Genomic DNA, 21,173 nt, shown 5'->3' with positions numbered 1-21,173 from the left:
CGACGAAAGGTCTCCACAGTGACCGACGCCAAAGCCGCATCCAAGGCCACTCCTGAGCAGATGGCGAACGCCATCCGCGTCCTCGCCATGGACGGCGTGGAGAAGGCCAAGTCCGGTCACCCCGGCATGCCGATGGGCATGGCCGATGTGGCGACGGTGCTGTTTTCGAAATTCCTGAAGTTTGACGCCTCGCGCCCCGACTGGGCCGACCGCGACCGCTTCATTCTGTCGGCGGGCCACGGCTCGATGCTGATCTACGCCCTGCTGCACCTGACCGGCTACAAGGCCGCGACGAAGCAGGAGCTTGAGAACTTCCGCCAGTGGGGATCGAAGACCGCTGGCCACCCGGAGTTCGGCCACATGCCGGGCGTCGAGGTCACCACCGGCCCGCTGGGTCAGGGTCTGGCCACCTCGATCGGTTTCGCGCTGGCTGAACGTCACCTGGCCGCCAAATACGGCGACGATCTGGTCGACCACCGCACCTGGGTCTTCGCCGGCGACGGCTGCCTGATGGAAGGCGTGTCGCAGGAGGCCATCACCCTGGCCGGCCGCTATCAGCTGAACAAGCTGACCGTACTGTGGGACGACAACGAAATCACCATCGACGGCAAGGTCGGCCTGTCCGACGCCACCGACCAGAAGGCCCGTTTCAAGGCCGCTGGCTGGGCGGTCAAGGCCATCGACGGCCATGACCTGGACGCGATCAAGGCCGCGTTGAAGTGGGCCACCCGTCAGGACAAGCCGACCCTGATCGCCTGCAAGACCAAGATCGGCCGCGGCGCCGCCACCATGGAAGGCAGCCACAAGACCCACGGCGCGGCCCTGGGCGCGACCGAGATCGAAGCCACGCGCAAGGCGCTGGGCTGGACCGCCGCCCCGTTCGAAATCCCCGCCGACATCGCCGACGCCTGGCACAAGGTCGGTCGTCGCGGCGCCAAGGACCGCAAGAAGTGGGAGGCCCGCCTCGCCGCTTCGGACAAGGCCGCCGACTTCACCCGCGCCATCAAGGGCGACCTGCCGGAAGGCGCCTTCGATGCGCTGAACGCCAAGATCGCGGAACTGATCGAGACCAAGCCCGCACAGGCCACGCGCCAGTCGTCAGGCGCGGCCCTGGATCAGGTCTTCGCCGCCATCCCCGAACTGATCGGCGGCTCGGCCGACCTGACCGGCTCGAACAACACCTTCGTCGCGGGCACGCCGATCCTCGACGCGCCGAAATATGAAGGCCGCTACGTCAACTGGGGCATCCGCGAATTCGGCATGGCCGCCGCCCTGAACGGTCTGGCGTTGCACGGGGGCGTCATTCCCTACGGCGGCACCTTCATGGTCTTCTCGGACTACAGCCGTCCGGCCATCCGCCTGGGTGCCCTGATGGGCGTGCGCGCCCTCCACGTCCTGACGCACGACAGCATCGGTCTGGGCGAAGATGGCCCGACCCACCAGCCGGTCGAACATCTGGCCGCCCTGCGCGCCATTCCGAACCTGCTGGTCTTCCGCCCCGCCGACACGGTCGAGGCGATGGAGGCGTGGAAGATTGCGCTGGAGACCAAGACCGCCCCGTCGGCCCTGGCCCTGTCGCGCCAGAAGACGCCTGCCGTCCGCACGGTCGCCTCGTCTGAAAATCTGACGGCCAAGGGTGCCTATGAGATCAAGGCCGCCAATGGCGAGGCCAAGGTCACCCTGTTCGGCACCGGCACGGAACTGGCCCTGGCGCTAGACGCCGCATCGGTTCTGGAGGCCGAAGGCACGCCGACCCGCGTCGTCTCGGTCCCCTGTTTCGAACTGTTCGAGCAACAGGACGCCGCCTATCAGGCCGCCGTCATCGGCCGCGGCACTGTGCGCGTCGCCATCGAAGCGGCGATCAAGCAGGGCTGGGAACGCTTCATCGGCGAAGACGGTGCCTTCATCGGCATGTCCAGCTTCGGCGCCTCGGCCCCGGCGGAAGTCCTGTACGAGAAGTTCGGCATCACCTCCGACGCCGTGGTCGCAGCCGTCAAGGCGCGACTGTAAAACACGTCTCCCTCTCCCCTTGCGGGAGAGGGAGACCGCGCACGGCGGCGAAAGCCGTCGTTCTTGCGCGGTCGGGTGAGGGGTCACGCCGACCGCGATATTCGCATCAGCCAACCCCTCATCCGGCCCTTCGGGCCACCTTCTCCCGCAAGGGGAGAAGGGACGGTGGAACAGACGATGAAATTCGGCGCTCTTGGTCTTCTTCTGTCTGTTGGCATGGCGGCGAACTTCGCCCCTGCCGCCCAAGCCCAGACCCCAGCCCATACCCCGCCTCAACCACCCGAGGTCGTCGAAACACCCATCGTCATCGGCCAGTCCTTCGCCCTGCCCTCGGCCATCATGGGCGCAGCGCGGGAGATCAACGTCTGGCTGCCGCCCGGTTATGACCAGTCGCGCGAGCGATATCCCATCCTCTATGTCCTGGACGGCGGTCAGGATCAGGACTTTCACCACATCTCGGGCATCGCCCAGTTGGGGACCATCGTCGGGACCACGCGGGATGTCATCGTGGTAGGCGTCGCCTCGGTGGACCGCCGCAACGAGCTGGCCCTGCCCACCGAAGACCCCGAACTGATCGCCCGCTATCCGACGCAGGGCCAGTCAGACCGTTTCCGCCGCTTCCTGTCCGAAGAGGTCCAGCCCTTCATCAACGCCCGTTACCGCACCAGCGGCGAAACGGCCCTGATGGGCGAGTCTCTGGCAGGCCTGTTCGTGGTCGAGACCTTCCTGAAAGAGCCGCAGATGTTCGACGCCTATGTCGCCGTCAGCCCCAGCCTGTGGTGGGACGGCGGCCGGTTGGCGCGACAGGCGGGCGCCCACCTGCGTGACCATTCGGGCGACCCGCGCACCCTGATCCTGACGCTGGGCGACGAGGGCGAGATGATGCAGGCGCCGATGGATGTTCTGACCGCCAATCTGCGCCAGTACGCCCTGCCGAATGAGCACTGGAGCTTCACGCCTCGCCCGACGGAAACACACGCCACCATCTATCATGGAGCGGCGCTGGACGCCTTCCGCCAGCTCTATGCGGTGGACCCGCAATGAGCCGCACTTTCAAACCGACCCGGAGCCTGACGCCATGAAACTCGGCACCCCGCTTTCCGACACCGCCGTGCGCGTGATGCTGCTCGGCTCGGGCGAACTGGGCAAGGAGGTCGCCATCGAGCTGCAGCGGCTGGGCGCCGAGGTGATCGCCGTGGACCGCTATCCCAACGCCCCGGCCATGCAGGTGGCCCACCGCAGCCACGTCATCCCGATGACCGATCCCCAGGTGCTGAACGGCGTCATCATGGCCGAGGCCCCGCACATCATCGTGCCGGAGATCGAAGCCATCGCCACCGAGGTCCTGGCCGACATCGAAGCCGCCGGCATGGCCGTGGTCATCCCCACCGCCCGCGCGGTGCAGCTGACCATGAACCGCGAGGGCATCCGCAAGCTGGCCGCCGAGACCCTGGGCTTGCCGACCAGCCCCTACGCCTTTGCTGGCTCGGCTGAGGAACTGGCGGCGGGCGCCGAGGCCGTCGGCTATCCCAACTTCGTCAAGCCGGTCATGTCGTCGTCGGGCAAGGGCCAGTCCTTCGTCGAAAACCCCGACGAAATCGCCGACGCCTGGACCTATGCCCAGGAAGGCGGACGCGTCGCTGGCGCCCGCGTCATCGTCGAGGGCCGGATCGATTTCGACTTCGAGATCACCCTGCTGACCGTGCGTTCGCTGCGCGATGGCACGGTCGTCACCGACTTCTGCGCCCCCATCGGCCATCGCCAGGTCAAGGGCGACTATGTCGAAAGCTGGCAGCCGCAGGCGATGACGCCCGCCGCACTGGCCGCCGCGCAGGACATCGCGGGCAAGGTGACGGAAGCGCTGGGCGGTCTTGGCGTCTTTGGGGTGGAGTTGTTCGTCAAGGGCGATCAGGTCTGGTTCTCCGAGGTCTCGCCCCGCCCGCACGACACCGGCCTGGTCACCCTGGCCAGCCAGACCCAGATCGAGTTCGCCCTGCACGCACGCGCCATCCTGGGCCTGCCGGTCGATGTGACCCTGCGCGAACCCGCCGCCAGCGCCGTCATCTATGGCGGGATGGAGGCCCAGGGCGTGGCCTTTGAAGGTGTCGCCGAAGCCTTGTCCGTACCCACCGCCGACCTGCGCCTTTTCGGCAAGCCCGAGGCGTTCGAGCGCCGCCGCATGGGCGTCGCCACCGCGCGCGGCGCCGGCACCGACGAAGCCCGCGAACGCGCCCGCGAAGCCGCCAGCCGCGTGAAGGTGGTCAGGGTCTGAGGTTTTTCGACTTTAGTCGATTGGCGCGACGCCCGCTTATGGTTCACACAGTCGCTCAGGGCCGCCAGCCAGACGGCCGGGAGGAACTGACGTGGGCAAGTTGAAGACACCCCTCATCTTCGGGGCCATCGCCATATTGGGTGCGGTGTCCCTGGGCGTTATCGCCCTGCACAAGGGCGAGAGCATCAGTGCGGTCTGGATGGTGGTCGCCGCCGTCTGCACCTACGCCATCGCCTATCGGTTCTACGCCCGGTATCTGGCCAACAAAGTCATGCAGCTGAACCCGGCGCGGATGACGCCCGCCGTTCGGCGCAACGACGGCCTCGACTATGTGCCGACGCCCAGGAACGTCCTGTTCGGGCACCATTTCGCCGCCATCGCCGGGGCCGGACCGCTGGTCGGGCCGGTGCTGGCCGCCCAGATGGGCTATCTGCCCGGCGTGCTGTGGATCCTGGTTGGCGCGGTGCTGGCCGGCGCGGTTCAGGACATGATGGTCCTGTTCATGTCCACCCGCCGCGACGGCAAGTCGCTGGGCGACATGATCCGCACCGAGATGGGAAACATCCCCGGCATCATCGCCCAGGTCGGCGTCCTGATGATCATGGTCATCATTCTGGCGGTGCTGGCGCTGGTGGTGGTCAAGGCCCTGGCCGAGAGCCCGTGGGGCACGTTCACCGTCGCCGCCACCATTCCCATCGCCATCTTCATGGGCCTGTACACCCGCTTTCTGCGGCCCGGCCGCGTGGGTGAAGTGTCGGTCATCGGCGTGGTCCTGCTGATGCTGGCCATCGTCGGCGGCGGCCATGTGGCGGCTGATCCCTACTGGGGTCCGGCCTTCACACTGACGGGTCCGACCCTAGCCATCCTGATGATGGTCTATGGCTTCATCGCCTCGGTCATTCCGGTCTGGCTGCTGCTGGCGCCGCGCGACTACCTGTCCACCTTCCTGAAGATCGGCGCCATCGTCGCCCTGGCCATCGGCATCCTGATCGTCCGGCCGCATCTGCAGATGCCCGCCATCACCCCCTTCATCGACGGCACAGGCCCGGTCTTCGCGGGCGCCCTGTTCCCCTTCCTGTTCATCACCATCGCCTGTGGCGCCGTGTCCGGCTTCCACGCCCTGATCTCGTCCGGCACCACGCCCAAGCTGCTGGAGAACGAGAACCAGATCCCGTTGATCGGCTATGGCGCCATGCTGTGCGAAAGCTTCGTCGCCGTCATGGCCCTGATCGCCGCCACGGTTCTGGATCCGGCGGTCTATTTCGCCATGAACAGCCCGGCCTCGATCATCGGCACGGACGCCGCATCCGCCGCCGCCGCCGTGGCCCAGTGGGGCTTCCACATCACGCCGGGAGAGCTTGAGCAGCTGGCCCGCGACGTGGGCGAGCATTCGATCCTGTCACGCGCGGGCGGCGCCCCGACCCTGGCCGTCGGCATGGCCCACATCCTGTCCAACGTCATCGGCGGCAAGGCGATGATGGGCTTCTGGTATCATTTCGCCATCCTGTTCGAGGCCCTGTTCATCCTGACCACAGTGGACGCCGGAACCCGCGTCTGCCGCTTCATGATCCAGGACCTGCTGGGCGTCGCCGTGCCCAAGATGCGCGAGACCAAGTCCTGGGGCGCCAATGTGGTCGCCACGGCCCTGACGGTCGGTCTGTGGGGCTATTTCCTCTACACCGGCGTCATCGACCCGCTGGGCGGCATCAACAGCCTGTGGCCCCTGTTCGGCATCGCCAACCAGATGCTGGCCGCCGTGGCCCTGATCCTGGGCACGGTCGTCCTGTTCAAGATGAAGCGCGAGAAGTTCGCCTGGGTCATGATCCTGCCCGCGACCTGGCTGCTGGTCTGCACACTGACCGCCGGCTTCCAGAAGCTGTTCCACCCGGACGTCCGCATCGGCTTCCTGGCCCACGCCAGAAAATATCAGGAGGCGCTGGGCGCTGGCGAACTGATCGCCCCGGCCAAGAGCGCAGGCGACATGCACCGCATCATCGTCAACGACTACGTCAACTCGACCCTGACGGCGGGCTTCCTGTTCGTGGTCATCACGATGGTGGTCTATGGCGTGCTGGCCTGCCGCAAGGCCTGGCGCAACAACCGCCCCACCGCGCGTGAGTATCCCGAGGCCCACGACCTGACCCCGGCGGATGAAGCCGCGGACATCGCCCGTGCCTGATCCCGCACAAACCCCCGCGCAGGACGACCTGCTGTGCCTGTGCCGCGACACGGCCCTGCGCTGGGGTCGCGGCATCCGCCAGACCGCCAGCGCCATGATCGGCCAGCCCGACTATGACGCCTATGTCGCCCATACGGCGGCCAACCACCCGGACCAGCCCCCGCTGGACAAGGTCGCCTTCTTCCGCCTGCACGAGCAGCGCCGCTTCGGCGGCTCCGGTTCGTTCAAATGCTGCTGATCTAGAGGCCCGAGGACTGGCTTTCGGCGCGCGCCCGATCCGCTGACTGAAGCGCCGCAATCGCCGCCTCCAGCGTCGGGTCTTCCCCCGCCCGTCGTTCCGCCACCGTGCGGGGCGCCAGGATGTCCGGCGTGACCCCGCGCTTCTCCAGCCGCACGCCGCCCGCCGTCACATAGTCCGAACGGCTCAGCGTCAAGCGCCCGCCGTCCGGCAGATTGGTGTCCTGGGCGATCAGGACCGAGCCGATTGTCTGTTCCCCCACCACGATCCCCCGGCCCGCCTCCTGCAGGGCGGCGGGCGTCAGTTCGGCGGCGCTGCGGCTGCCCTTGTCCACCAGCACGGCGACGGGGTTGGCGACCGGGGCCTCGTGATCGCCGCAGTCGCCCGCCGCCTTCAAAGCCACCGCCCGGCCGCGCCGCCCCGTCCGCGTCGCCCAGACCTGACCGCGCGGCAGGAAACAGGTCAGCACCGATTCCGCCTCCCACAGCCGTCCGCCCGGATTGGCGCGCAGGTCCAGCACCACATTCACATCGGCAGGCAGGCCATCCAGCTCATGCCCGATCCAGCGGCCCAGCCCCGGATCGAACTGCTCGATCCTCAGCACCAGAACGCCGGGCCGCGAATAGTCGGCCACGAAGGGTTGCGGGCCGTCCATCAGGCGCGGCGTCAGGGTCGTCTCGCGACGCGCGCCCGTCTCGTCAGTCAGGACAAGCTGCACGGGGCGGCCGTCGAAGACCTCGACATCCGGCCCCCACGGTCGGCCATCGACGGTGTTCAGGACCCAGCCGACCTCGACCCCCGCCGTCTCCGCCGGTGATCCCGCCCGCACCCGCTCCACCGTCCAGACATTGCGGTCTTCGCCCGCCATCAGGGTCAGCCCCATGACCGCCCGACGCTCGAACATGGCCTCCTGGCGACGCACGGCGGCGGGCGGACTGGCCGCGGCGTGGCCGTCGTCCAGCAGGTCCAACATGTCGTTGACGACCCGGTACAGGGTCCGATCATCGGTCGCCGCCACCGCCAGCGGCCGGAACCGCGCCCTAGCCGCATCCCAGTCCACCCCGTGCAGACCGGGGTCGTAATAGCCGCGCTGGACCTCGCTCCAGACCCGGTCGAACACCCGCTCGTTCATGCGGGTGCGATCGCGATTGGGCGGCGGCTGGACGATGTCGGAGAAGCGCAGGGGCCGCGTCGTCCCCCGTCATCTGCGGCGACGCAGACACACCGCCCGCCGCCAGCAGCAAGGCCAGCGACAGGAGGCATGAAACCTTCAGGAAGCGGCGACCGTCCATGCCGCGATCCTTGTCCGAACCCCGAACGGGCCGCAAGTCACGATGCCGGGCGCGCCTTGCCTTCGCCGCAAGGCCGCGCCAAGAGCGGCGCCGAAATCACGGACCACGATCATGCCCATCACGACGGTCGGCCTCGATGCCGACGACACCCTCTGGCACAATGAGACGATCTTTCGCCTGACCCACGCGCGGTTCGTCGACCTGCTGGCCGATCATGGCGATGAGGCGACCATCGAGGCGCGCCTGGCCGAGACGGAACAGCGCAATCTTCGCCTCTATGGCTACGGGGTGAAGGGCTTCACCCTGTCGATGATCGAAACGGCGATGGAGTTGACCAACGGCGCCGCCCCGCCCCATGTCATACGCGAAATCCTGGCCGCCGGTCGTGAAATGCTGGCCCACCCGGTCGAGACCCTGCCCGGCGTGGACGAGGTGATCGCCGAACTGTCCGAAAAATACCGTCTGGTCCTGATCACCAAGGGCGACTTGATGGATCAGGAGCGCAAGCTGGCGGCCTCCGGCCTGGGCGAACGGTTCAGCGCGGTCGAGATCGTCTCCGAGAAAGACCGCGCCACCTATCAGCGCGCCTTCACCCGACATGGCACCGGCGCCGCCGAGGCGGTCATGGCCGGAAACTCGATGAAATCCGACGTCCTGCCCGCCATCGCCGCCGGCGCCTTCGCCGTCCACATCCCCTACCACGTCACCTGGGCCCACGAACTGGCCGACGCCCCCGAGAACGAGCCCCGCTACGTCTCCCTGTCCCGCATCGGCGAACTGCCCGACTGGATCAAGGCGATCGACGGATAAAGGCTTGCCGACTACCCCCTCCCTCTCTAAACGGACCGCTTAACCGACAACCCGACGCGAACGTCGCACGGCCATGCTGTGCGGGGGCTTCTCGCGCGCGTAATCAACGAAGGAAGAAGCCGCCCTTGTTCGCCCCGGACATCAGTCATGACGAACGCGACGCCATGGTGCGCGCGGCGCTGGCCGAACAGGGCGACAGCGGCGTGACCCCGCGTCACACGCGTTTCTACTTCTATGGCGAAGGCGACCACGGCGACCTGAACGAGGTCGCGCGACGCGCGGGCTTCCTGACCAGCGGCGCCGACGATTCCACCACACTCGAGACCACCATGGCGGTGGACGAAGCGTCGTTTTCGGCGACCTCCGCCATGATGCAGACCTGGGCCGCGGCCTTCCAGCTGGACTATGACGGCTGGGACTGCGCGGTCGTGACCCATTAGCGTTCAATAAGAAGAAGAGCTGGCGATGCCCAAGCGCACAGACATCAAGTCCATCCTCATCATCGGCGCAGGCCCGATCGTCATCGGCCAGGCGTGCGAGTTCGACTATTCCGGCGTTCAGGCGTGCAAGGCGCTGAAGGCCGAGGGCTACCGGGTCATCCTGGTCAACTCGAACCCCGCCACCATCATGACCGACCCGGAGGTGGCCGACGCCACCTATATCGAGCCGATCACGCCCGAGATGGTCGAGAAGATCATCATCAAGGAAAAACCCGACGCCCTGCTGCCGACCATGGGCGGCCAGACGGCGCTGAACACGGCCCTGGCCCTGCATGAATCGGGCGCCCTGACCCGCCACGGCGTCGAGATGATCGGCGCCAAGGCCGAGGTCATCGACAAGGCCGAGGACCGCCAGAAGTTCCGCGACGCCATGGACAAGCTGGGTCTGGAAAGCCCGCGCTCCAAGGCCGCCCATTCGATGGAAGAGGCGCTGGAGGGGCTGGAGTTCGTCGGCCTGCCCGCCGTGATCCGCCCATCCTTCACCCTGGCCGGAACCGGCGGCGGCATCGCCTTCAACCGCGAGGAGTTCGACGAGATCGTCGCGCGCGGTCTGGACCTGTCGCCGACCACCGAAGTCCTGATCGAAGAGTCGGTGCTGGGCTGGAAGGAATACGAGATGGAGGTCGTCCGCGACACGGCGGACAACTGCATCATCATCTGCTCGATCGAGAACGTCGATCCGATGGGCGTGCACACGGGCGACAGCATCACCGTGGCACCGGCCCTGACGCTGACGGATAAAGAATACCAGCGGATGCGCACGGGCTCGATCAACGTCCTGCGCGAGATCGGCGTCGAGACGGGCGGATCGAACGTGCAGTGGGCGATCAACCCTGCCGACGGCCGCATGGTCGTGATCGAGATGAACCCGCGCGTGTCGCGTTCGTCCGCCCTGGCGTCCAAGGCCACCGGCTTCCCCATCGCCAAGGTCGCGGCGCGCCTGGCGGTCGGCTACACCCTGGACGAACTGCAGAACGACATCACCCAGGTCACGCCCGCTTCGTTCGAGCCGTCGATCGACTATGTCGTCACCAAGATCCCGCGCTTCGCCTTCGAGAAATATCCGGGTTCCGAGCCCCTGCTGGGCACCTCGATGAAGTCGGTGGGCGAGGTCATGGCCATCGGCCGCACCTTCCAGGAATCGATGCAGAAGGCCCTGCGCGGTCTGGAGACCGGCCTGTCCGGCTTTGACGAGATCGAGATCGAGGGCGTCGCCGGCGCCGCGGACGATGCGACCGCCCGCGCCGCCGTGGTCCGCGCTTTGGGCATTCCCACGCCCGACCGCATCCGCGTCATCGCCCAGGCCTTCCGTCACGGCCTGACGGTCGAGGAGGTCAACGCGGCCTGCGCCTATGAGCCGTGGTTCCTGCGCCAGATCGCCGACATCGTGCGCGAGGAAGGCCATGTCCGCGTCAAGGGCCTGCCGTCCGACCCGACCGAGTTCCGCCGCCTGAAGGCCAAGGGCTTCTCAGACGCCCGTCTGGCGCAACTGACCGGCACGACCGAGAAGGCCGTGCGTCTGGCCCGTCGCGGCCTGAACGTGCGCCCGGTGTTCAAGCGCATCGACACCTGCGCCGCCGAGTTCGCCTCGGCCACCGCCTATATGTATTCGACCTATGAGACGGGCGCGCTGGGCCAGATCCCCGAGTGCGAAGCCGAGCCGTCGGACAAGAAGAAGGCCATCATCCTGGGCGGCGGTCCGAACCGGATCGGCCAGGGGATCGAATTCGACTACTGCTGCTGCCACGCGGCCTTCGCCTTCGATCAGATCGGCGTCGAGTCGATCATGGTCAACTGCAACCCCGAGACGGTCTCGACCGACTACGACACCTCCGACCGCCTGTATTTCGAGCCGCTGACGGCCGAGGATGTGCTGGAGCTGATCGAGGTCGAACGCTCCAAGGGCGAACTGATCGGCTGCGTCGTGCAGTTCGGCGGCCAGACCCCGCTGAAGCTGGCCCACGCCCTGCAGGACGACAACATCCCCGTGCTGGGCACCAGCGTCGACTCCATCGACCTGGCTGAGGACCGCGAGCGCTTCCAGCAGATGCTGGAGGGCATCGGCCTGCGCCAGCCGCCGAACGGCCTGGCCCGCAGCGCCGAAGAAGCCGCGCAGAAGGCGGAAGAGGTCGGCTATCCGGTCGTCCTGCGCCCCTCCTACGTCCTGGGCGGACGCGGCATGATGATCGTCCACGACCGCGAACAGCTGGACCGCTACGTCCATGAGGCCATGCGAGTCTCGGGCGATGATCCCGTCCTGATCGACCATTACCTGAACCGCGCCACCGAGGTGGACGTGGACGCCCTGTGCGACGACGAGACGGTCTTCGTGGCGGGCGTGCTGGAGCATATCGAGGAAGCCGGGGTTCACTCGGGCGACAGCGCCTGCTCCATGCCGCCCTATTCGCTGTCCGCCGAGACGGTGGCGGAGCTGAAGCGCCAGACGACCGAAATGGCCAAGGCCCTGAAGGTGCGCGGCCTGATGAACGTGCAGTTCGCGATTGAAGAACCGCACAGCGAGAACCCGCGCATCTTCGTGCTGGAGGTGAACCCGCGCGCCTCGCGCACGGCGCCCTTCGTGGCCAAGACCATCGGCCAGCCCATCGCCGCCATCGCCGCCAAGGTCATGGCGGGCGTGCCGCTGAAGTCCTTTGGCCTGACGGACAAGCCGTACGACCATATCGCGGTCAAGGAAGCCGTCTTCCCGTTCGCGCGCTTCGCCGGGGTCGACACCATCCTGGGCCCGGAAATGCGTTCGACCGGCGAGGTCATGGGTCTGGACTGGAAGCGTGAGGGCGAGGCCGACATGGCCCCCGCCTTCGCCCGCGCCTTCGCCAAGTCCCAGATCGGCGGCGGCGTCACCCTGCCGACCTCGGGCTGCGCCTTCATCTCGGTCAAGGACGAGGACAAGCCCTTCATCGTCGATGCGGCCAAGACCCTGCTGGCCGAAGGCTTCAGCCTGATCGCAACCGGCGGCACCCACGCCTATCTGGTCGAACAGGGGCTTGAGGTGAAACTGGTCAAGAAGGTGCTGGAAGGCCGCCCGCACATCGTGGACGCCATGAAGAACGGCGAGGTCCAGCTGGTCTTCAATACCACCTCGGGCAAGCAGTCGCTGCAGGACAGCTTCAGCCTGCGCCGTACCGCCTTGATGATGAAGATGCCCTATTACACCACCACCGCAGGCGCGCTTGCGGCGGCCCAGGCCATCGGCGCCATCAAGGCCGGTGATCTGGATGTGAAGGCGATCCAGGAATACGCCTGACAATCATGACGTCACTGGCTTGCGGCACTGATCGATTGCGATCGACACGGAAGCCAGTGACATGACGTCCTTTGACCCGCGCTGGCTCCTGACGGTTGTTCTGCTGGCCGAAGTGCTCGGTTTCGCCGCCTTCGTCTGGGACAAACTGCTGGCGCGCGGGGGGTATCGCCGCATTCCTGAGCGCCAACTTCTGACGTTTGTCCTGATCGGCGGCATCGGTGCCTGGATCGGCGCGCATCTGGTTCGTCACAAGACGCGCAAGGAGCCGTTCCGTACCTGGATGAGGGTCGTCCTGATGCTGCACATCGGCCTGTTTCTGGCCGCCGCCCTGGTCGTCATTCTTCGGCTATAGTCTCGCGCCCCTGCACGATGCGCGTCACGGCCAGATCGGCGGTGACATTGCCGACGGTGCGGAAGATGTCGGGGATGACCTCGACCGCCAGCAGCAGCGGCAGCATCTCCAGCGGCAGGCCCATGGCCAGGGCGATCGGCCCCACGCTGGCGAAGAAGCTGACCTGGCCCGGCAGACCGACCGAGGCGATGGACACGGCCAGGGCCGTCAGACCGCCCCCGACCAGCACCCCAAGGCTCAGCTCAATGCCATGCAGCTGGGCCACGTATAGACAGACGCCCAGATTGGCGACCGGGCTGGTGATGCGGAACACCGCCACCGCCAGCGGCAGGACCAGCCCGCCGGTCGCCTGGGGCACGCCCAGCCAGTCGCGGGCCCGCTCGATCATCACCGGCAGGCTGGCCAGCGACGACTGGGTCGAAACCGCCACCACCTGGGCCGGGGCCACCGCGCGGGCGAACCGGCCCAGCGACACCCGCCCCCAGACCACCGCCACCACATAGGTCAGCAGGATCAGGCCCAACTGGCTCAGGCACAGGATGGCGACATAATGGGCCAGCGTCCCCGCCACCCCCAGACCGGCGCGCAGACCGACACCCAGCGCAAGCGCAAACACCCCGAAGGGCGCGGCCAGCAGCACCCAGTGGACGATCACCACCATCGTCTCGGCCACCGCCTCGAAGAAGCCCGCCAGCGGACGACGCAGGTCCGTCCTGATCCGTGTCGCCGCAAACCCGAAGGCCACGGCGAAGACCACCACCGCCAGCACCCCGTCATCGGCCGCCGCCTTGATCAGGTTGGACGGCGCCAGACTGTTCAAAAAGGCGCGCAGGCCGTCCGTATGGGCCGCCGCCCCCACCGTCGCCGCCGTATCCGCTGAAACACCGGCCAGCAGATCACGCCCGGCCTCAGGGTCTATCGGCCAGATCGCCAGCAGGCCCAGCCCCGCCAGGATCGCATAGACCGTCGCCCCGACTAGCAGCACGGCGAACACCATCAGCGCCCGCCCCGCGATCCGCCCGGTCGCCGCCGCATCCGCGATGGAGACGATGCCGGTGACCAACAGGCTGAACACCAGCGGCATCACCGTGATCCGCAGCGCATTCAGCCAGACCTGACCCAGGCTTTCGATCACCCCTAGCGTCCCGGTCAGCCAGGGCAGGTCCGTCGACTGCGCGAACGCCCCCACGCCGACGCCCGCCACCAGCGCCACAATGACGAAGAAGCTGAGCGATGTGACGAATGCGGTGAAGCGTGAGCGTGCCATCCCCTAGGGCTAGCACTGGTTTTCACGGTGCGCGCGCGAAACCTTTTCACCGCGCCCCCTGCACCCCACATCAATGCCGATCCGAACGCGAAGCCTCTCCGCGCGTTATCCCTGCCGAAGGAGATTTCCATGGCTCGTCTGCACAAGCTTGTTCCCATTCTCGGCGGTCTTCTGCTGTCCAAGGGTGGACGCCGTCTCGCCGGTCGCCACGCCGGCAAGCTGGCCCTGGCCACCTTGGCCTATGAGGTCTGGCGCAATCACCGCGAGGGCTCCAAGGCGCCGGTTCGCCCTGTGGGCCGTCCCACGGCCCGCACCCGCTGGAGCGGCCGCGCGGCACGATGAAGGCTCGACTCCGGCGGCGGGCGTGCGGATAGTCGCGTCATGCCGTCGGAGCGCTTTCAATGATCAAGGTCCACCATCTGAACGACAGCCGCTCGCAGCGGGTGTTGTGGCTGCTGGAAGAACTGGGCCTGCCCTATGAGGTGGTGCGCTATCAGCGAAACGCCGCCACCCGCCTGGCCCCGCCTGAACTGATCGCCATTCATCCGCTGGGCAAATCGCCGGTGATCGAGGACGGCGACATCAAGGTGGCCGAGACCGGGGCCATCTTCGAATATCTGCTGGACGCCTATGGCGAAGGCCGCCTGCGCCCGGCCCCGCGCACCGAGAACGCCCGCCGCTTCACCTACTGGCTGCATTATGCCGAGGGTTCGGCCATGCCGCCCCTGTTGCTCTCACTGGTCTTCAGCGTCCTGCCCAAACGCGTGCCCGGCCTGATCCGCCCCCTTATCAAGGCCGTCTCCGACAAGACCATCGCCACCCTGGTCGCCCCGCAACTGCGCGCCGCCGTCGGCTTCTGGGAGGCGGAGCTGACCCGCTCGGAGTGGTTTGCAGGCGATCAGTTCACCGCCGCCGACATCATCATGAGCTTTCCTGTCGAGGCGGGCGCCACGCGCGCCTTCGACGTGGCGGATCAACCCCGGCTGAAGGCGTTTCTGCAGCGCATCCATGCGCGCCCCGCCTATCAGCGTGCGCTGGAGCGCGGCGGCCCCTACGCCTATGCCTGACCTGGGTGGGGCTGTTTGACGCAACCAGAAACTTGCCAAGGCGTTAATACGCCATGCGCCTTCAAACCATTCAGATCGTCGCGGGGCTGGCCTCCGCCCTCGCTTTCGTCCTCGCCTTCATGGCTGCAGGGGCGGCCCTGGCCTCTGGCCTGTTCATGCTGCTGGGCCTCGCGGGCCTGGGCTGGCTGGCGTACAGCCTGATCAAAACCGTGCTGAAACGCGACCGGAAAGCCGAACCTTCGGCCCGCGCCTGATCCATCCACAGCCGCGAGATCGGCCTCGCCCTTGAATTAAAGGGCGATCAGGCCTATTTTCGATGCCCGGCCGCGCCCGCCCCGCGGCCTTTTGTGTGCTTAATTCGCGTCTTTCCTATCTCCGGGCGAACCAGAAAAATCACGACACCAATGGAAAAAGTGCCGATGACGGGCGAGGGCTATCGCGTCCTCGACGATCAACTGAAACAACTGAAGTCGGTCGAAAGGCCCAGTGTCATCGCGGCCATCTCTGAAGCCCGCGAGCACGGCGACCTGTCTGAAAACGCCGAGTATCATGCGGCCAAGGAACGCCAGGGCTGGATCGAAGGCCAGATCGCCGAGATCGAGGACAAGATCAGCCGCGCTCAGGTCATCGACGTGTCCAAACTGTCGGGCAGCCAGGTCAAATTCGGCGCGACCGTCACGGTCGTCGACGAGGACACCGAGGAAGAGAGCCGCTATCAGATCGTCGGCGAACACGAAGCCGACGTGAAGCAGGGCAAGATCTCCATCGCCTCGCCGATCGCCCGCGCCCTGATCTCCAAGGAGGTCGGCGACGTGGTCGAGGTCAACACTCCCGGCGGCGTCAAGGCCTACGAAATCCTCAAGGTCGAGTGGAAATAAGCCCGATGGCGGGGGCGTTCGCTCGTCCCCGCTCGTCCGGCCCTCTTGCCATCTGGGTCGTCTCTGACGGCCGCACCGGCATTGAAAATCAGGCGCTGGGCCTCGCAGAGGCCGTCCAGCGCCTGACGCCTGCCGACATCACGATCAAACACATTCGCTGGCGGCCTCTGTTTGACCGCTGGCCCTCAGCCTTGAAGACGCGGGCCATGCTGGACCCGGCGTCTGATCCGCTGGACGCCGCACAGCCCGATCTGTGGCCCGATGTGTGGATCGCCACCGGCCGCGCCACCCTTCCGCTTTCGACCCGGATCAAGGAACGGAGCGGCGGCAGGACCTTCGTCGTCCAGACCCAGGACCCGCGCTGGGCCAACACCCGCTACGACATGATCGTCGCCCCCGCCCACGACGGCCTGTCGGGCGACAATGTCTTTGAAATCACCGGCTCGCCTCACCGCATCACGCCGCAACGGATCGCCGGGGCCGCGCCCGCCTTCGCTGAGCGCATCGTCCCCCTGCCCCATCCGCGCGTCGCCGTCCTGATCGGCGGCAAGTCCAAGGCGTTCGACCTGCCCCCCGACCATGCGGCCGACCTCGCGGACCGGATCGCGGCGGCGGTGAAAGCCTCGGGCGGATCGCTGATGCTGACCTTCTCGCGCCGGACGCCGGACGCAGCCAAGGCGGCGATGACCGCGCGTCTGTCGGACCTGCCCGGCTGGATCTGGGACGGGACCGGCGACAACCCCCTGTTCGCCTTTCTGCATCACGCCGACCACATCCTGGTCACCGAAGACAGCGCCAACATGGCGGCCGAGGCCGCATCGACCGGCAAACCTGTCCATGTCCTGCCGATGGTCCCGCTGAAGTCCGGCGGCAAGTTCGCCCGCCTGCACGACGACCTGCAATCACGCGGCGCGACCCGCGCGTTCGACGGGACGCTGGACGCCTGGACCTATGAGCCGCTGGCCGAAACCGACCGGGCAGCACGCGCGGTGCTGGAGGCGATGAGCACCCGCGCGACCGCCTAATCCGGCGACTTGTCGTCGTCGTCCTTGCCGTCTTCGGCCTTCTTGTTGATCGCCGCCATTCCGGCGGATCCGAGGCCGGAACCGATGGCCACGCCCAGAGCGATCCCCAGCGCCAGATTGTCCATCGCCACACCCAGCGCCACGCCGATGGCGACGCCCATGCCTATGCCGCCGCTGAAAAACGCCGCACCCTTGTTCTTCATTTCCGCTTCCGATCCGTCAGACCCGAAGACGAGCATCGCACAGAAAGGAATCAGCGCCTAAATAGGCGTCATGAGCACTCCCAGAACCGTCCGCGTCGCCATCATCGGATCCGGTCCCGCCGGTTGGACCGCCGCCATCTATGCCGCGCGCGCCTCGCTGAACCCCGTCGTCATCGCCGGCATCCAGCCCGGCGGCCAGCTGACCATCACCACCGATGTCGAGAACTATCCCGGTTTCGCCGAAACGATTCAGGGTCCGTGGCTGATGGAGCAGATGCAGGCCCAGGCCCTGCACGTCGGCACAGAGGTCATCCACGACATCGTCACCTCGGCAGACCTGTCGCAGCGACCGTTCCGCCTGACGCTGGACAGCGGCGAGGACATCCTGGCCGAGACGGTCATCATCTCCACCGGCGCCCAGGCCAAGTGGCTGGGCCTGGAGTCTGAGGCGGCCTATCAGGGCTTCGGCGTCTCGGCCTGCGCCACCTGCGACGGCTTCTTCTATCGCGGCAAGGAGGTGGTCGTGGTCGGCGGCGGCAACACCGCCGTCGAAGAGGCGCTGTTCCTGACCAACTTCGCCTCAAAGGTCACGGTCATCCACCGCAAGAACGAGTTCCGCGCCGAGAAGATCCTGCAGGACCGCTTGTTCGCCAATCCCAAGATCGAGGTGATCTGGAACGTGGCCATCGAGGAGATCGTCGGCGTCGTCGACGGCATGGGCAAGAACGTCACCGGCGTGCGCCTGAAGAATGTGCAGGACGGCTCGACCCGCGAAATCCCCGCCGACGGCGTCTTCATCGCCATCGGCCACGCCCCGTCGTCGGAACTGTTCAAGGGCCAGCTTGAGACCAACTCGGGCGGTTATCTGCGCGTGAAGCCGGGCACGGCCTCCACCGCCATCGAAGGCGTCTGGGCCGCCGGCGACGTCACCGACGACGTCTATCGTCAGGCCGTCACCGCCGCCGGCATGGGCTGCATGGCCGCGCTGGAGGCCGCCCGCTTCCTGGCCGAGGAAGACCACGCCAAGGCCAATCACCCGATCAGCCACGCCGAGGCCGAGAAGATCGGGGTCTGGTGATTTGCGACTTCTCCCTCCGCGCGACGGGGAGGGAGAAGCCGCTTTGACCCAGGTTCGATTAACGTTCAGATCCAAACCGTCCTTCCGGGGCGTCCGTAGGACGAACCCGGAATCCAGGTCCGCGATGCCGTTGCTGAAGGTGTTCGGCGCCGGGGTGCGAACCTCCTGGGTTCCGGGTTCTTCGCTTCGCTCAGCCCCGGAATGACGATCTAAAACCTCGACTGACTGAATGTCGATTGGCCCTAGTACGCGCTCGCCTCGGTCAGTTCCGCGACATCTTCAGGCGACAGGCTCAGCGTCCCTGCCTTGACGATATCGGCCAATTGTTCGGTCGAGGTGGCGCTGACGATCGGGGCCGTCACCCCCGGCTGGGCCAGCAGCCAGGCCAAAGCCGTCTGGGCCGAAGTCGCCTCATTGCGCTGGGCCACGCCGTCCAGCACCGCCAGAATCCGCACGCCGCGTTCGTCGAACCTGTCCTTCAGGGCGTGCTCGCGGCTGGTCCCGGCGATCTGTTCGACCGTCTTGTACTTGCCGGTCAGGAAGCCGCTTTCCAGGCTGTAATAGGTGATGACGCCCAGCCCCTTCTCCACCGCCAGGTCCTGCAACGGCCCTTCGAAGGTGTCGCGGCTGTAGAGGTTGTAGTGCGGCTGGATCGACGCATAGGCGGCCAGCCCTTCGCGCTCGGATATCGCCAGCGCCTCGGCGACCTGTTCGGCGGTGTGGTTGGACGTGCCGATGGCCCGCACCTTGCCCGCCTTCACCAGCCGGTCCAGCGCCCTCAGCGTCTCCTCCTGCGGCGTCAACGGATCGGCCCAGTGGGTTTGGTACAGGTCGATGTAGTCGGTCTGCAGCCGACGCAGGCTGTCCTCGACCGCCTTTTCGATCCAGCTCGCCGTCAGGTCGTTGCGGCCCTGGCCCATATCGGCGCCGACCTTGGTGAAGATCTTGACCTTGTCGCGCCAGCCGCGCGCCTTGAGCCATTTGCCGATGATCGTCTCGCTCTCGCCGCCGACATGATCGGGAACCCAGCGGGAATAGACATCGGCGGTGTCGATGGCGTCGAACCCCGCCTCCACGAACCCGTCCAACAGGGCGAAGGACGCCTGTTCATCCGCCGTCCAGCCGAAGACATTGCCGCCGAACACCAGCGGGGCGATCTCAAGTCCGCTGTCTCCAAGCGGTCGTTGGTTCAGTGTGGTCATCGAAGGCTCCTATCGGGGGGAGCATTCGACATATGCCGCATCAGGCGATGCGCAACCGGCGGCGGGCCGATAAGCCGCAGTCCGATCCGCCAGATGACCGGACTAAACACCTACAACACTTCAAGATCACGGCGTGACGCATCATGCCCTCGCCATCACGGCGCCGACAGCGCCCGCTGAAACCAATTCCTGTTCCGCCTGCTGGAAACCATAGGCGAGCACGACTTCCGAACGATCAGAAGCCCGGCCCCAGGCGGCGATCAGCCCCTGCCCTGCGCCCGAACCTCAGGTCTGGGGCGTCGGGGATCCGGGCTGGCCGATTTCGACTGCGCGGCTTCGAGCCAAGTGGAGCAGGACTTCACCAGCGCAGCGCAACGCGTCCGATGACGGCGCCGATTGCGCCAGCCGCCGCCACGCCCAGGGTGTACCAGGTAGCGACAAAGGCTGCGCTCGCTTCAGGGCAATGAAGCAGGCCATAGACTGTCGCCGCGATGCCGCCCGTCGCCATGCCCAGCGCCGATCCAGCCAACGACGGTCGCGTGGGGGCAAGGCGCCGCGCTGACAGGAAGACGAAAGGGGCGGCGACGGCAGAGACGATAAGGATGTTGCGCCCGCAGATCGTCCAGGTCCGGCCCAACCAGTCGGCCAGACGCTCGCCAGGCGGGGTCATGATCATCTCGATCGCCCCCCATGACAGAGCGGCGGCGACCACAGCCCCAAGGGCGATAATCGCCGGTCGCGGATCGACGCCGGGCCGTCCCAACCGCGCGGTCAGCCAGATCGCCGTCAACGCCAGGGCGGCGGTATAGGCGCCCTTCAGCCAGGGTGTCGGCGCCTGCATGGCATCAACCAGGTCAGGCCGTAAGCCCAGGAGAAGCAAGACCGCCGCCACGGCCGCGACACCTGCCGCCGCCAGCAAGGCGATGGACAACCGCGCGGGCCTTGTCGGCTCCAGACCCACGGCCAGGGCGTCGATCAGGTCGTCAGTCTTCATCGGGGATCACGCTGGCGGTCAGGGTCTTCATGGAGCGGTGGACGCTCACCTTGGCTGCGCCCTCAGAGAAACCGTTGCGCGCGGCGGCTTCGGCCAGGCTGTAACCGCTGATGCGCACATCCTCGATCAGTCGGCGTTGGCGCAGGGGCAGGATGGACAGGACCCGTTTCAGATCGCCCCTGACCACGCCCTCCTCCACCGTGTGTTCGGCCAGAAGCACGGACGCCTCCTCCAGCGGGACGGTCTGGCGTCGGCCCTGACGACGGAAATGATCGATCAGCTTGTAGCGCGCGATCGCATAGGCCCAGGCGGTGAAGGGCAGCGATCGGTCATAGGTCGCCCGTTTGGCGTGGATGGCGATCAGGCTGTCCTGCACGAGATCCTCCGTATCGGCCTCACATCCGATCAGGCGCCGCTTGAAGAACGGGGTCAGCAAGCCGCGCATTTCGGTCAACAGCGCGCGCCACGCCACGGCGTCTCCATCGAGACCCCGTAACATCAGACGCTTGAGCTCGGTTTCCTTGTCGACCACGCATCAACT

General features: G+C 66.8%; 21 protein-coding genes. 15 read left to right on the top strand and 6 right to left on the bottom strand.

What is annotated here, in order from left to right:
- The first annotated feature begins 18 nt into the window (after window positions 1-18).
- The 5 genes from tkt (at window position 19) to KWG56_RS18665 (ending at window position 6,699) form a co-directional block, all read left to right on the top strand.
- The gene (gene tkt, locus KWG56_RS00290; protein WP_219353266.1) at window positions 19-2,010 is read left to right on the top strand and encodes a transketolase; all 1,992 of its coding nucleotides are present in this window, start codon (window positions 19-21) and stop codon (window positions 2,008-2,010) included.
- A gap of 177 nt (window positions 2,011-2,187) precedes the next feature.
- A complete protein-coding gene (locus tag KWG56_RS00285) occupies window positions 2,188-3,054 on the top strand; it encodes an alpha/beta hydrolase (protein WP_244999579.1) in 867 nt (288 codons plus the stop codon).
- Between the two features lie 34 nt (window positions 3,055-3,088).
- On the top strand, window positions 3,089-4,282 hold the full coding sequence (purT, locus tag KWG56_RS00280) for a formate-dependent phosphoribosylglycinamide formyltransferase (protein ID WP_219353265.1): 1,194 nt from the start codon (window positions 3,089-3,091) through the stop codon (window positions 4,280-4,282).
- Window positions 4,283-4,373: 91 nt separating this feature from the next.
- Window positions 4,374-6,461 carry a carbon starvation CstA family protein gene (locus KWG56_RS00275; protein ID WP_219353264.1) on the top strand — a complete coding sequence of 696 codons (2,088 nt, stop codon included), beginning with the start codon at window positions 4,374-4,376 and terminating at the stop codon, window positions 6,459-6,461.
- Window positions 6,454-6,699: a YbdD/YjiX family protein gene (locus tag KWG56_RS18665; protein WP_373274036.1), complete on the top strand. Its 246-nt coding sequence runs from the start codon at window positions 6,454-6,456 to the stop codon at window positions 6,697-6,699. The genes KWG56_RS00275 and KWG56_RS18665 overlap by 8 nt, the downstream gene beginning before the upstream one ends.
- 1 nt (window position 6,700) lies before the next feature.
- Here the strand turns inward: KWG56_RS18665 and KWG56_RS00265 are convergent, their stop codons facing one another.
- The gene (locus tag KWG56_RS00265) at window positions 6,701-7,831 is read right to left on the bottom strand and encodes a S41 family peptidase (RefSeq protein ID WP_219353262.1); all 1,131 of its coding nucleotides are present in this window, start codon (window positions 7,829-7,831) and stop codon (window positions 6,701-6,703) included.
- A gap of 271 nt (window positions 7,832-8,102) precedes the next feature.
- On the opposite strand from KWG56_RS00265, the gene KWG56_RS00260 reads away from it, so the two are divergent.
- The 4 genes from KWG56_RS00260 to KWG56_RS00245 all read left to right on the top strand — a co-directional run bounded on the left by KWG56_RS00260 (window position 8,103) and on the right by KWG56_RS00245 (window position 12,918).
- The gene (locus KWG56_RS00260) at window positions 8,103-8,801 is read left to right on the top strand and encodes an HAD family hydrolase (RefSeq protein WP_219353261.1); all 699 of its coding nucleotides are present in this window, start codon (window positions 8,103-8,105) and stop codon (window positions 8,799-8,801) included.
- Window positions 8,802-8,926: 125 nt separating this feature from the next.
- Complete coding sequence (locus tag KWG56_RS00255; protein ID WP_236261016.1) at window positions 8,927-9,241, top strand: ribonuclease E inhibitor RraB; 315 nt, start codon at window positions 8,927-8,929, stop codon at window positions 9,239-9,241.
- A gap of 25 nt (window positions 9,242-9,266) precedes the next feature.
- Complete coding sequence (carB, locus tag KWG56_RS00250; RefSeq protein WP_219353260.1) at window positions 9,267-12,566, top strand: carbamoyl-phosphate synthase large subunit; 3,300 nt, start codon at window positions 9,267-9,269, stop codon at window positions 12,564-12,566.
- Between the two features lie 61 nt (window positions 12,567-12,627).
- Window positions 12,628-12,918 carry a DUF1294 domain-containing protein gene (locus KWG56_RS00245; RefSeq protein WP_219353259.1) on the top strand — a complete coding sequence of 97 codons (291 nt, stop codon included), beginning with the start codon at window positions 12,628-12,630 and terminating at the stop codon, window positions 12,916-12,918.
- Here the strand turns inward: KWG56_RS00245 and KWG56_RS00240 are convergent.
- On the bottom strand, window positions 12,902-14,185 hold the full coding sequence (locus tag KWG56_RS00240; RefSeq protein ID WP_219353258.1) for a dicarboxylate/amino acid:cation symporter: 1,284 nt from the start codon (window positions 14,183-14,185) through the stop codon (window positions 12,902-12,904). The genes KWG56_RS00245 and KWG56_RS00240 overlap by 17 nt on opposite strands.
- A 129-nt stretch (window positions 14,186-14,314) precedes the next feature.
- Between KWG56_RS00240 and KWG56_RS00235 the strand changes: the two genes are divergently transcribed.
- The 5 genes from KWG56_RS00235 (at window position 14,315) to KWG56_RS00215 (ending at window position 17,155) form a co-directional block, all read left to right on the top strand.
- Window positions 14,315-14,527 (top strand): cysteine protease, encoded by a 213-nt coding sequence (locus tag KWG56_RS00235; protein WP_201096638.1) that lies wholly within the window; start codon window positions 14,315-14,317, stop codon window positions 14,525-14,527.
- 59 nt (window positions 14,528-14,586) lie between these two features.
- Window positions 14,587-15,252 carry a glutathione S-transferase family protein gene (locus tag KWG56_RS00230; protein WP_219353257.1) on the top strand — a complete coding sequence of 222 codons (666 nt, stop codon included), beginning with the start codon at window positions 14,587-14,589 and terminating at the stop codon, window positions 15,250-15,252.
- Between the two features lie 53 nt (window positions 15,253-15,305).
- On the top strand, window positions 15,306-15,506 hold the full coding sequence (locus KWG56_RS00225) for a hypothetical protein (protein ID WP_219353256.1): 201 nt from the start codon (window positions 15,306-15,308) through the stop codon (window positions 15,504-15,506).
- A gap of 150 nt (window positions 15,507-15,656) precedes the next feature.
- Window positions 15,657-16,130, top strand: a complete 474-nt coding sequence (greA, locus tag KWG56_RS00220; RefSeq protein WP_201096634.1) for a transcription elongation factor GreA — start codon at window positions 15,657-15,659, stop codon at window positions 16,128-16,130.
- A 5-nt stretch (window positions 16,131-16,135) separates the two neighbouring features.
- The gene (locus KWG56_RS00215) at window positions 16,136-17,155 is read left to right on the top strand and encodes a mitochondrial fission ELM1 family protein (RefSeq protein WP_219353255.1); all 1,020 of its coding nucleotides are present in this window, start codon (window positions 16,136-16,138) and stop codon (window positions 17,153-17,155) included.
- Here KWG56_RS00215 and KWG56_RS00210 read toward each other — a convergent pair.
- Window positions 17,152-17,358, bottom strand: coding sequence for a glycine zipper domain-containing protein (locus KWG56_RS00210; protein WP_219355415.1), 207 nt, complete (start codon window positions 17,356-17,358; stop codon window positions 17,152-17,154). The genes KWG56_RS00215 and KWG56_RS00210 overlap by 4 nt on opposite strands.
- Window positions 17,359-17,428: 70 nt before the next feature.
- On the opposite strand from KWG56_RS00210, the gene trxB reads away from it, so the two are divergent.
- A complete protein-coding gene (trxB, locus tag KWG56_RS00205) occupies window positions 17,429-18,436 on the top strand; it encodes a thioredoxin-disulfide reductase (RefSeq protein ID WP_219353254.1) in 1,008 nt (335 codons plus the stop codon).
- A gap of 242 nt (window positions 18,437-18,678) precedes the next feature.
- Here the strand turns inward: trxB and KWG56_RS00200 are convergent, their stop codons facing one another.
- The 3 genes from KWG56_RS00200 to KWG56_RS00190 form a co-directional block, all read right to left on the bottom strand.
- Window positions 18,679-19,638 (bottom strand): aldo/keto reductase, encoded by a 960-nt coding sequence (locus KWG56_RS00200; protein ID WP_308384585.1) that lies wholly within the window; start codon window positions 19,636-19,638, stop codon window positions 18,679-18,681.
- 358 nt (window positions 19,639-19,996) lie between these two features.
- Window positions 19,997-20,632, bottom strand: coding sequence for an NrsF family protein (locus tag KWG56_RS00195; RefSeq protein ID WP_219353253.1), 636 nt, complete (start codon window positions 20,630-20,632; stop codon window positions 19,997-19,999).
- Window positions 20,622-21,164 carry a sigma-70 family RNA polymerase sigma factor gene (locus KWG56_RS00190; RefSeq protein WP_219353252.1) on the bottom strand — a complete coding sequence of 181 codons (543 nt, stop codon included), beginning with the start codon at window positions 21,162-21,164 and terminating at the stop codon, window positions 20,622-20,624. The genes KWG56_RS00195 and KWG56_RS00190 overlap by 11 nt, the downstream gene beginning before the upstream one ends.
- Between the last annotated feature and the right edge of the window lie 9 nt (window positions 21,165-21,173).

Source organism: Brevundimonas nasdae (genome assembly GCF_019395145.1).
Taxonomy (GTDB): Bacteria; Pseudomonadota; Alphaproteobacteria; order Caulobacterales; family Caulobacteraceae; genus Brevundimonas; species Brevundimonas nasdae.
The sequence above is the reverse complement of the archived record's forward strand: the minus strand, read 5'-3'. Positions and strand labels throughout refer to the sequence as shown.

Bases quoted from the DNA above. Each gene is read 5' to 3' on its own strand.
- carB (WP_219353260.1), top strand. From the start codon at position 9,267: ATGCCCAAGCGCACAGACATCAAGTCCATCCTCATCATCGGCGCAGGC.
- purT (WP_219353265.1), top strand. From the start codon at position 3,089: ATGAAACTCGGCACCCCGCTTTCCGACACCGCCGTGCGCGTGATGCTG.
- KWG56_RS00215 (WP_219353255.1), top strand. From the start codon at position 16,136: ATGGCGGGGGCGTTCGCTCGTCCCCGCTCGTCCGGCCCTCTTGCCATC.
- KWG56_RS00245 (WP_219353259.1), top strand. From the start codon at position 12,628: ATGACGTCCTTTGACCCGCGCTGGCTCCTGACGGTTGTTCTGCTGGCC.
- KWG56_RS00225 (WP_219353256.1), top strand. From the start codon at position 15,306: ATGCGCCTTCAAACCATTCAGATCGTCGCGGGGCTGGCCTCCGCCCTC.
- KWG56_RS00260 (WP_219353261.1), top strand. From the start codon at position 8,103: ATGCCCATCACGACGGTCGGCCTCGATGCCGACGACACCCTCTGGCAC.
- KWG56_RS00240 (WP_219353258.1), bottom strand. From the start codon at position 14,185: ATGGCACGCTCACGCTTCACCGCATTCGTCACATCGCTCAGCTTCTTC.
- trxB (WP_219353254.1), top strand. From the start codon at position 17,429: ATGAGCACTCCCAGAACCGTCCGCGTCGCCATCATCGGATCCGGTCCC.
- KWG56_RS00210 (WP_219355415.1), bottom strand. From the start codon at position 17,358: ATGAAGAACAAGGGTGCGGCGTTTTTCAGCGGCGGCATAGGCATGGGC.
- KWG56_RS00195 (WP_219353253.1), bottom strand. From the start codon at position 20,632: ATGAAGACTGACGACCTGATCGACGCCCTGGCCGTGGGTCTGGAGCCG.
- KWG56_RS00200 (WP_308384585.1), bottom strand. From the start codon at position 19,638: ATGACCACACTGAACCAACGACCGCTTGGAGACAGCGGACTTGAGATC.
- KWG56_RS00265 (WP_219353262.1), bottom strand. From the start codon at position 7,831: ATGAACGAGCGGGTGTTCGACCGGGTCTGGAGCGAGGTCCAGCGCGGC.
- KWG56_RS00235 (WP_201096638.1), top strand. From the start codon at position 14,315: ATGGCTCGTCTGCACAAGCTTGTTCCCATTCTCGGCGGTCTTCTGCTG.
- KWG56_RS00230 (WP_219353257.1), top strand. From the start codon at position 14,587: ATGATCAAGGTCCACCATCTGAACGACAGCCGCTCGCAGCGGGTGTTG.
- greA (WP_201096634.1), top strand. From the start codon at position 15,657: ATGGAAAAAGTGCCGATGACGGGCGAGGGCTATCGCGTCCTCGACGAT.
- KWG56_RS00285 (WP_244999579.1), top strand. From the start codon at position 2,188: ATGAAATTCGGCGCTCTTGGTCTTCTTCTGTCTGTTGGCATGGCGGCG.